Source organism: Bradyrhizobium sp. (assembly GCF_019244115.1).
Classification (GTDB): Bacteria; Pseudomonadota; Alphaproteobacteria; order Rhizobiales; family Xanthobacteraceae; genus Bradyrhizobium.
The window spans coordinates 1-10,038 of the sequence record NZ_JAFATE010000250.1 but is presented as its reverse complement, the minus strand read 5'-3'; the positions used below and the strand labels follow the sequence as shown (position 1 = coordinate 10,038).

The window sequence follows — 10,038 nt, the reverse complement described above, 5'->3', positions numbered from 1 at the left end:
ACCGCCACCCGCTTCGGCACGGACCAACATCACAACGAGCTTGATCTCTACGGCACTGTGCGCGGCCGCGTCGGTTATGCCGTCAATAACGTCCTGCTGTATGGCACCGGCGGCCTCGCCTGGGCGGATGAGAAGATCACCCGCACGCAGGTGACCGGTGTCTTCGCCAATGCGGTTGCCCCTGTCTCGGAAACCGCGACCCAGACCGGGGTGGGCTGGGCCGCCGGCGCCGGCGTCGAATGGGGCTTTGCCCGGAACTGGAGGGCGCGCGCAGAGTATCTGCATCTCGACCTCGGAACTCAGTCATTCACCTTTCCGCTCGCCATGCAGCGCAACGACGCCAAGGTCAATCTCGACGTTGTGCGCGCGGGCGTAAACTACAAGTTCGAGGGCTGGTGATACTGGTTAAAAAGGGGCCGCGAATGCGGCTTGCCCTCTCCCCGCAAGCGAGGAAGGCGACAAACCATACATCGCGCTGGCCATCGGCGAACACATCAACGCGGCGGCCGCCCTTGCTTGTCGACGCTTATGCGGGTGTCGCGCAGGGGCCGTTCCTGGATGATCTGGCGGTACCGCGAGCCTCGCGTCACCGAGCGCGGGAGCTGTTGCGGCGCCGGCTTGACTCGTCTGCGCCGCGCGCTCGACCAGCGCCTGACAGTGCTCAGTTCGCCTCTCCGGCACGGGCTGGCGTTATCGTCAGGAGGGCCGCCTCGACGAGCATGGCGTGCGACCAAGGAGCAGGCCTCATCGGAGTCATCCCAGCCGCTCGTGCGCGAGTTTTGCGCCAAGGGGACGAGGCCAAGGCGCTGCAGCAGCCGTTGCCGGATGACGCGCTTAGGATCTTGATGCGCAAGGAAGATCGGCGGCGGCTTAGCAGGATCGACCAATGACGTAGGACCATTCGACAGCGATGCTGGCCGCCAAGGCTAGATAGACAAGAGGCATGCCATCCCTCGGCCGCCCCTCGGCGGGGACGAATGAAAGGCGCGCGGGAAAGCCCTGAACCCTATTGCGCCATATACCTGCAGTCGGGGGTTGCGGATGACTACTGACGCAACCCCGTTCTTCGGTCAGACTGATCCAACATTGGACTGCCATAGGCACGAGCCGACACTTCCCACACAGGATACTGGGTGTTCGGACGATCCCATAAAATAAACTCGATGACATCGCGGTCGGTCCAGTCCCAGGGAATGCCCACCGCAAATTCCCTGGCTCCGTCGTGCCCCCCTTTCTCATAGACAACGATCAGGTGTCGCACGCCTGACGAAGAGGCCTCGTCGACATAGAACTTAGCCTCAGTCTGATATTGCCTGCAGAACGATGAGCAGAGAAATTTCAATTCTGAAATGTTACGCATACGGATCTCCACAATGAAGATGCAAGGCTACCACTAAAAGCGCGAGTCCGCCGCCCCCGCACCCCGAGGCTGTTGAAGGGAATATGCTGGCTTGTGCGGTGTTTCTGTGCTCGTCACTCTATTGCGCAAGCAGGGCAATTTCAGGTGATTGGCGCAGGCGTCGCTTGTGCTCAGCTTGGTCCACTGAGAGTGATGTGCGAATTGCCGAATTTCGTAAATTTCGTGACAATGCACTTTAACCGACCGGTTGCTATGCCGTCGCCGATTGGCCCACCCGTGCCGCCAACGTCCGTCGCACTTGGTCGCGCGCGGCCCAACGCATTTCGTCAGGCCAGGCTGCCAACACCTGGCCGGTGGAGCGCCGCCGCGTTGGCAAAGGAGAGCTGCAAATACTAGCGTCGCTTGATACGCTCGCGTACCTGTTTTGCGCCGCACGCTGCTCGCCGGCTTCGCGCGCGGGTGCCATCCTACTTAGAAACTCAGATCAAACTATAGCAGCTGGCTTGGAGAGATTTTTACGATTGGCAGCTAGCACTGCTTCATGCGGCGCCTTCAACCGCATGCCTCGCTTCAAACCCCGTCGCGTTCTCAGTGCGGCGGGGTTACTTTTTGGAGACACCGCTGCAGGAATACACTCAGGCTAGATGGTGTCCCACGTCTACAAGCCTGATCAGATCGTGGCTCTTCTCTGAAAATCGACGCTCCTGCGCTGCTGCCAACCGAGGCACTCTTTTTTAAGGAGCCTTACGAATTCGATCAGAAATTGCAGCCTCCAGCTTCGCTGCAACCTGACGATCTGCTCAAGCGTCTGTGCTGTCGGGACCGGCATGAAACCTATGTTGAATCGATTTCGCGCTGGGCTCCAGTCTGCGCAAGACTTATTCACAAACTGTAAACCATGAGCTTTGGGGCACCACGAAATTTAACTTTGGACGCCGGTGCCTAAATACGGACAACTACCAGCGCGGGGTCGCGACAGCACGTCCCTGCCGCGGTAGCCGTTCAGGTGTTATGCAGTAAGTCGCCATTTCGCCCCGCCTTCCAATTCAAGCCATGTGTCCTGATGAGCCTTGCCGGGGCCACCGCCGTAGTGCCCTGCACGAGATGGAAGATGCCTTGCCGGTTTGTGACTACGCTATCCTAAGTTGACTGAGTGCCGTGCCTCAGTTGCATTTATGAAGATCGGTCGCGAGTATCACGATTCTGTCCACAAGATGGACACGCGTTATCCATGTTTTGGACGAACAGTTCGGTTCGACTTCCACTACGAGCACGACAGAGACGACGGTTAGGATTGCAACGAAAGAGGCCGCGAACAGCAGCGGGTCGTGAATGGCTGAAACCGCACAGATCGTTAGCCTGTGGCTCCTAGCGATGATTTTCATCTATGCCGGTTTCCTTTTGCTGTTCAACATCGGCAAGAAATCGATTGATCTTGCCATCGCCGTGCTAAAGCGAATTGGCACACTAGGATCAGGGTCGGCCGATGCTCGTATCACCACGAGGCGGCCGCGAGACCGCAGACTTTCTGCCTGACGCCTACGCTCATATTCCGGCGGCCGTCGATGCCTTCCGCCAATACTGGATGCCGATCCTCTACGCACGCGTCCGCTGATCACCGGGAGCTCATGCCGCTTACAATACTGTAGTCCACAACAACAAACGAAGCGCGAGATTGCTGCATCAGACGCGAAGCCTCGCACGTACTCTCTCGAGATTCGGACCGACGATCTTGACCGAGTTGGCGCCCTTCACGCCAGACAACGCCTGAACAGCGCAAAGGGACTTTTTGGCGCCCACGATGACGTGGCGGCCTTCGCCTTTTTCACTTGGCGAACGCGCGATAGGTTTAACCGCTCGATCGCGCCTCAAGCTCGACATGTTGCAGTGTTTCAAACGCGCAACCTGGGGCGCTGCGAGAATGTTGCATAAGAAAGGGCCCGGCGCATCCCTGCCAGGTATGAGGATGCGCCGAGCGTAGCCGCGCACCGGACCGTTAACCGACGTCAGCTACTTTGCCGAAGCAAATGTCGTGCCTTCGTCCTTGAATCGTCCGGCGAGCTGCGAAGATCCTGTTGGCGCGACGAGGCACGAGTCTTGCTCGATCTCTTGGCCGGCGGGATCGCCCTTGATCAAGGCGCGTGCCGTAGCCTCTCTGGGTGCGCGGCCGCGTGACCTGCAGATGTCCATTTTAACTACTGAAATGGCGATGCAGTCTCAGCCCGGCGACTCGGGGCATCTGTCGACTACCGCGACGGCGTCCTCGAGCATCGCCAGGAGTTGCAGGCTGCGGTCAGGCTCGCGACGGATAAGAATCGACCCGATTGACTGATTCAACAAAAGGAACTTAGTCTTGCGTGTACAGGTCGCACTTCGAATCGCGACTTGCGAATCGGAGCCGACCGATGACCGAGGCCGAAGATCGCAAGCCCGGTGGCGTCACACTCGAAACGATGCCGGCCGAGACCGGGCCGCATCATGGTGCGCTGGGCGCCATGGCGATCGGCGCGCTCGGGGTCGTCTATGGCGACATCGGCACCAGCCCGCTCTACACCCTCAAGACCGCCATTGAATGGGCCGGAGGTGAGGCCACGCCGGATGTGGCGCTCGGTATCCTATCGCTCGTCGTCTGGACACTGATCATCACCACCTCGCTGAAATATGTCGCGATCGTCATGCGCGCCGACAACGACGGCGAGGGCGGGATTTTGGCGTTGATGTCACTGCTCGGCATCAAGCACGGCGAACGCGCCTTTCTGATTGCGCTCGGCATCATCGGCGCGGCGATGCTCTACGGGGACGGCGCCATTACGCCGGCCATCTCGGTGTTGAGCGCGCTCGAAGGACTCAAGGATCCCCTGCCCTCGTTCGCCCCCTATGTGCTGCCGCTGTCGGTCGTTGTTCTGGTGGCCGTGTTCGCCATTCAGCCGCAAGGAACGGCGCGGATCGGCGCACTGTTCGGGCCTATCATGACCGTCTGGTTCGTGACCATCGGCGTGCTTGGCATTGCCGGCATCGTCCGGCATCCCAGCGTTCTCGCCGCCCTCGATCCACGCGTCGGCCTCGCCTACCTGTTCGGCCACGGCTTCACCGGATTTCTGGTGCTCGGCGGCGTATTCCTGTGCGCGACCGGGGCCGAAGCGCTTTACGCAGACATGGGCCATTTCGGCGCCCGGCCGATCCGGCTGACATGGTACGGCCTCGTGCTGCCGACCCTGGTCTTGAATTATGCCGGCCAGACGGCCGCACTGGTCGGCGGCGAGGTGGCTGCCGGATCTAATCCGTTCTTCACCTTGTGCCCGGCAAGCCTGCAATTGCCGCTGGTTGCGCTCGCGACTGTCGCGACCATCATCGCCAGCCAAGCGATCATATCGGGCACGTTCTCGATGACTCGGCAGGCGATCCAGCTCGGCCTGTGCCCTCGGCTGCATATCACGCAGACTTCCTCGGAGGGGTATGGCCAGATCTACGTCGGTTTCGTCAACTGGACGCTGATGCTGCTAACGCTGGCGCTGACGCTGAGCTTCCGGTCCTCCGACAACCTCGCATCCGCCTTCGGCATTGCCGTGGCACTCACGATGCTGCTGACCTCGATGCTGATGTTCATCGCCATGCGCGAGGTCTGGGGCTGGAGCCTTGCCGCCAGCGCAGCCGTTGCCGGCGTGTTCGTCATCGTCGACCTGTCGTTCGTTTCCGCAAATATGATGAAGGTGATGCAAGGCGGCTGGGTTCCATTAGTGGTCGGGGCAACCCTGTTTTTCCTGATGTCGACTTGGCATCGCGGCCGCGTCGCACTCGGCGAGCAGCTTGAACGCGACACCCTGCCGCTCGACACGTTCATTACGCAAATGCGCCGGAAGGAACGCATTCCCGGCACCGCCGTGTACATGACGAGCCGGCTCGACATGGTACCGGTGCCGCTGTTGCACAATCTCAAGCACAACAAGGTGCTGCACGCACGGATCGTGCTGCTGCACGTGATCACCGCCAATGTGCCGCGAGTGTCGCCGGAACGGCGTCTCAACCTCACCGATCTGGGCGACAATTTCTATATTATAACTGCCGAATACGGCTTCATACAGCATCCGAACGTGCCGCGCGTGCTACACCGCTGCGGCGGAGATGGCTTGAAGTTCGAGATGATGGAGACTTCGTTCTTCGTCGGTCGGGTCAAAATTGTTCCGGCCAGGCATTCGAACCTCGGCCGCTTCCGTTGCCGCATTTTCGAGGTCATGCACCGCAACGCGCTTGCAGCGACGGACTTCTTCCGTATTCCGCCCAACCGCGTCATCGAGCTCGGCAGCCAGACGGAGATCTGAAGCGCCCTTCAAAGCGGACCGTTAGGGCGGACGATCAGTGCTGGCGGGAGTTCACAACCCCGAGCTATCGTACTCGTCCATCCTGGGCGGGCAGCAGTTCGACCCAGGGCCGATGACTGGCTCTACCACTGCGGAAAGCTGGGACATGCAGTTGCTGATCCTCCCGTCGGACAAGCCGCGATATTGGCATGCGTCGGATCTCCCGTGCCAGCGTCCCGGTCGTTCATACGTGACCGTGATCGCCCCCGAGCCCGTCACTCCATCGCGCTCACGTGCCAGGTGGCGTGGCTCACGCCGGGCAACTTTGCAAGCTCCGCGACCACTTCGTCGAGTTCGTCCGATTCGGCTGCGAGCGTGACCAACTCCGCTGCAACTTCTACGTTGTCGTCGGAGCGATAGATGACCTTCGTGTCCCGGATCGGATAGCTTGCGGCTTCCAACCTCTCGCTCAATATCTCCCGTAACTCCGCCGAGCGCTCGGCGTTGGTCGTCACAATGATTTCATAGATAGCTTCGGAGGCTTTCTCGTTCAGCGGTATGCGATCGATCGCGTTAACGAGCGGACGCAACAGGGTATTGCCCGCAAGCACGAACACGGTGAGCGCTGCGGACTGGGCCAGCATATCCGCGCCCGCACAAGAGCCCACCGCCGCAGAAGCCCACAACGTGGCCGCCGTGTTGAGGCCCCGGACATTCATGCCCTCCTTCATGATGGCGCCGGCTCCCAAAAAGCCGATGCCGGATACCACATACGCCACGACGCGAACCGCGCCATCGGCGCCTGCCAGGCGCTCGGCAAGATCGACGAAAGCGGCAGCGCCCACGGCGACTAGCACATTGGTGCGCAGCCCCGCGCTGCGTTGCCGATACTGCCGCTCAGCACCGATCAGCGTGCCAAGCACGAAGGCGGCGAAGAGGCTGATCAGCGTGTCGAAGAAGTCATAAAGCTGAAAAGTCTTGATGAACTGCACCCGTCACCTCGATCGACCCGCTTCTTACTTGCGGATAACTTGCTCGGCGCTCGGGACAAGAACCGAGCAACGTCGCAACTCCCAAACTGATGGCTGTCTGATCAATCGACGCGATCAGTAATCTCTCTAGTCGATGCACGACGATTCAGTCCTCTACGTCCTCCAAACGCGAACCAGATCGCGACCGTTTCCAGTCGCCGCGTTGCGGTGAGTCCAGCCCTGAGCAGAAACTTGGATATCGCATGCTGCGGATAGAGCTTTATGACAGACCGGAATATCAGGCCTGCCAGGTGCAGCGACAGGATCGCTCCCCACCGGCGGCTGACGCCGACAACCATCTCGCTCACGCGCCTGCGATCGCGAGCTGAAAGATTCGGACCAGGACGAGACCACCTGCCAGCACGAGATAGCCGCGAAGGACGAACATCCAAATCCGGCTCGTCAGGCTAAGCTTGGCTGGCGGCAGCGTGCCGAGCGGCGGCATCCGCCAGTCGTCGTAAACATTCACCTTTTGCCTGGCCGGCTTGGGTCGAGCCATAGTCGGCATCTGCGACCACTCATTGAAGTTTGCTCCGACGGTCATCAGAAGGCCGAGGATGCTGCCGCCAACCAGGATAGCGATCATCCACTGCGCATCCAGATCAGGAAACAGCACGGAAGCGGTCAGGATGATCGAGAGCATGACCAACACGGCGACGACTGCACCTGTGAACAGATTGAGTGCCTTCGAATTGACCCAGGGGCCGAGAACCGCCCTGTCGTTGCACAACAGAAGCAGGAACACGGTCGCGCTTGGCAAGAGGACGCCGGCTAACGTCTGCACAGCGTTGGTCAAAAGACCGAGCGGCGTTCCCGGCGTCAGCACCAGCGCGGCCGCGACGAGGATCAACGCGCAATAGACCCCGTAAAATCCCGTCGCGTCCGACGGCTTGCGGTGCAGCGAGTGCTTCAGGGAAAACACGTCGCCGATCGCGTAGGCCGTCGACAGCGACACCGCGGCCGCGCCGACAATGCTGGCGTCCAACAGCGCCAGCGCGAACAGCACCGCCGGGAGGCGGCCGGCATATTTCTCAAGTCCCAGCGCCGTGCCGAGCGCATCGGTATAATTGCCGGCTTCCGGTTGCCCAGCGAACACCGCTGCACAGAACGCGATCATCGCCACCGCGCCGAGAATCACGAGCGCAATGCCAAGGATTAGATCCCAGCGCTCATAATGAATGAAGCGCGGCGTGATGCGTTTGTCGATGAGATAGCTCTGCTGGAAAAACAGCTGCCAGGGTGCGACCGTGGTGCCAACGATTGCGATGATCAAGAGCATCACCTCGCTGAGCTTTCCATCCCTGGGCATTTTCGGCAGCAGGAAATCGCTGGCGACCTGCGTCACGGGCGGATGGACCATCAAAACGATGGGCACCAACAGCAAGCTGCCGAACACCAGGACAATCGCAAACCGTTCGAACCTGCGGAAATTGCCGGTGCTCACGGCGAGCATGACGATCAAGGCCGACGTCAGAACGCCCCAGAATTGCGGCAGGCCGAGATAGCGGAGCGCCAGGCTAATCCCGATGAACTCCGTCACCAGCGTCAGCGCATTGAGCAGGAACAGGTCGATGACGCTGAAGGCGCCCCAGAATTTGCCGAAGCGCTCGAAAATCAGCCGGGCATGGCCGACGCCGGTGACTGCGCCGAGCCGCACCACCATCTCCTGGTTCACGTAAAGCACTGGAATCAGCAGCAGCAGCGTCCACAGCAGGGTCGTGCCGTAGTTCTGGCCAGCCTGCGTGTAGGTGCCGAACGCACCGGCGTCGTTGTCGCCGACCATGACGATCAAGCCCGGACCGAGAATGGCGATCAACGTCCTCCACCGCGCAAGAAATCCCTTCCGCGGCCCCTGATCGTGGTGCCGGATAGTGCCAAGCGCCCCACGGATGTCGCCGATATGGGCCTCATCGAGCACGGCGGCCCGGCTGCCCGCTTTCTGAATGGGTGTGATCATGTTCATATCGGGCCCCTGCACTGCTTTGAATTGGACTCTGAAGTCCGGCACAGGCGGCCGGGCCTTCGAAACTTGCGCTAGGGCCGCGCCGGCGGTCGCCGCCGCAGCCGGAGTGCATCCCACAAGGGATGCAAATGTTGGGGTCCGACCACTAGCTCGCAGCAAGCCCGAGGTCTGGCCTCGGATCCCGCGCTGCGAGAGATGAAGGACCAATGCGGGCGGGAACCCGATCCGAGCTGGCGCTCGACGGGTCGGTGGCCGCAATACGTTCCCAGCGGCACTCCAGCCGTTGTCCGTCGCGGGAAAGCAACCAATGGCACGACAACGTCTGGCGCGGGCGCGAGCCGCGCGCATCTGGGCGGGGATGGCCCTGCCGGTTGTCATTGCAGTGCAATGGCTGCAAGCGCACGGCTTCGCACCGCGGCACGATCGGCCACAGCCCAAAGCGACGGAATTTTGCGAGTCTTGCGAACATCGCTCACCTCCACTTCCGCGTTCAGCGGCAGGTCGGTGAGGATGAGGCCGCGTTAGGCGCGACCAGCCATTCTCACGCGGCCGCAGCCGACGCGATCTCGTCCAGAGTTCTGCGGCATTGCGAGCCCTGCAAGCGCGAGGCGGGCCATGCCAGAGATGCTACTGCCCATGTTCCTTCTAGGGTCTTTCGACCCCGCTCAGATTGTCTTCTGATCTCATGCGGCCCGAAGCAATTAGTTCCAGACCACAGTTCACAGTTTGCGCCCTACGCCCGAGACGGCAGCCTGTCAAGCAAATTCGGCTATCCCCGGTGGAGGATCTGCGTAATCCTCCGGGGTGGATAGGGCCATTTCATGGCACTCAGTTGCAAACGACTATCGGTCCGCACTCCACGCCGTCGCAACCGGCGCGGGTCCCACGGAGAGGACCGGTCCTGTGCCGAGCGACCCCGGATAGGGGCGCTCGTTCTCGCCAGCGCAAAAGGCGACGTGATTCAGTCAGCGCGCCGTGCAGAGGCTGAAATTACAGGTACTTCGCGACCAACCTGAAATCCTTGAGCGCGCCCTGCCCCTTCACGCCATGGGCCTTGAACGAGCGCTCGAGGCTGTCGCTGATATGATCGTGGATCAGTGCCTTCTTGGCATTCTCGATTGCGCTTTCCACGGCTTGGAGCTGTTGGGCAATTTGAGCGCAGGGTCGCCCTTGTTCGACCATCTCAATGATGGTCTCAAGGTGACCATTGGCACGCTTCAGGCGCCGGGCAATGGCAAGGTGCGGGTGATCAGACATCCGGGTCTCCTAATCGCCCACAGGATAGCAGTCATCCTCGGGGGAGGATAGAAGGGGCTGCCTCAAATATGGGCAAAGCCCGGTGGTGGCGCGGGGCTTTGCGGTTCTGCCCGCGGGCCCGGGCGAATT

General features: G+C 60.9%; 7 protein-coding genes. 3 read left to right on the top strand and 4 right to left on the bottom strand.

All coding sequences use genetic code 11. The features are described from left to right. Positions 1–399, top strand: a 399-nt coding sequence (locus tag JOZ76_RS11300) for an outer membrane protein (protein WP_291698715.1), incomplete at its 5' end; no start/stop codon positions are given. 646 nt (positions 400–1,045) lie between these two features. On the opposite strand, the gene JOZ76_RS11295 is transcribed toward JOZ76_RS11300, so the two are convergent. Further along, positions 1,046–1,360, bottom strand: a complete 315-nt coding sequence (locus tag JOZ76_RS11295; protein WP_291698714.1) for a hypothetical protein — start codon at positions 1,358–1,360, stop codon at positions 1,046–1,048. A gap of 1,332 nt (positions 1,361–2,692) precedes the next feature. Here JOZ76_RS11295 and JOZ76_RS11290 point away from each other — a divergent pair. Then, positions 2,693–2,896 (top strand): hypothetical protein, encoded by a 204-nt coding sequence (locus JOZ76_RS11290; RefSeq protein WP_291698713.1) that lies wholly within the window; start codon positions 2,693–2,695, stop codon positions 2,894–2,896. An 869-nt stretch (positions 2,897–3,765) separates the two neighbouring features. Continuing rightward, positions 3,766–5,679: a potassium transporter Kup gene (locus JOZ76_RS11285; protein ID WP_366112788.1), complete on the top strand. Its 1,914-nt coding sequence runs from the start codon at positions 3,766–3,768 to the stop codon at positions 5,677–5,679. Positions 5,680–5,933: 254 nt separating this feature from the next. On the opposite strand, the gene JOZ76_RS11280 is transcribed toward JOZ76_RS11285, so the two are convergent. The 3 genes from JOZ76_RS11280 to JOZ76_RS11270 form a co-directional block, all read right to left on the bottom strand. Continuing rightward, positions 5,934–6,650 (bottom strand): MgtC/SapB family protein, encoded by a 717-nt coding sequence (locus JOZ76_RS11280; RefSeq protein ID WP_291698712.1) that lies wholly within the window; start codon positions 6,648–6,650, stop codon positions 5,934–5,936. Between the two features lie 343 nt (positions 6,651–6,993). Next, entirely contained in the window at positions 6,994–8,646 is a 1,653-nt protein-coding gene (locus JOZ76_RS11275) for an NRAMP family divalent metal transporter (protein ID WP_441300018.1), read from the bottom strand. 996 nt (positions 8,647–9,642) lie between these two features. After that, complete coding sequence (locus JOZ76_RS11270; protein WP_291698710.1) at positions 9,643–9,909, bottom strand: metal-sensing transcriptional repressor; 267 nt, start codon at positions 9,907–9,909, stop codon at positions 9,643–9,645. Positions 9,910–10,038 lie beyond the last annotated feature (129 nt).

What these genes read in the sequence shown, in the direction of transcription:
- JOZ76_RS11295 (WP_291698714.1), bottom strand. Translation starts at nt 1,360, where the DNA reads ATGCGTAACATTTCAGAATTGAAATTTCTCTGCTCATCGTTCTGCAGG.
- JOZ76_RS11290 (WP_291698713.1), top strand. Translation starts at nt 2,693, where the DNA reads ATGGCTGAAACCGCACAGATCGTTAGCCTGTGGCTCCTAGCGATGATT.
- JOZ76_RS11285 (WP_366112788.1), top strand. Translation starts at nt 3,766, where the DNA reads ATGACCGAGGCCGAAGATCGCAAGCCCGGTGGCGTCACACTCGAAACG.
- JOZ76_RS11275 (WP_441300018.1), bottom strand. Translation starts at nt 8,646, where the DNA reads ATGATCACACCCATTCAGAAAGCGGGCAGCCGGGCCGCCGTGCTCGAT.
- JOZ76_RS11270 (WP_291698710.1), bottom strand. Translation starts at nt 9,909, where the DNA reads ATGTCTGATCACCCGCACCTTGCCATTGCCCGGCGCCTGAAGCGTGCC.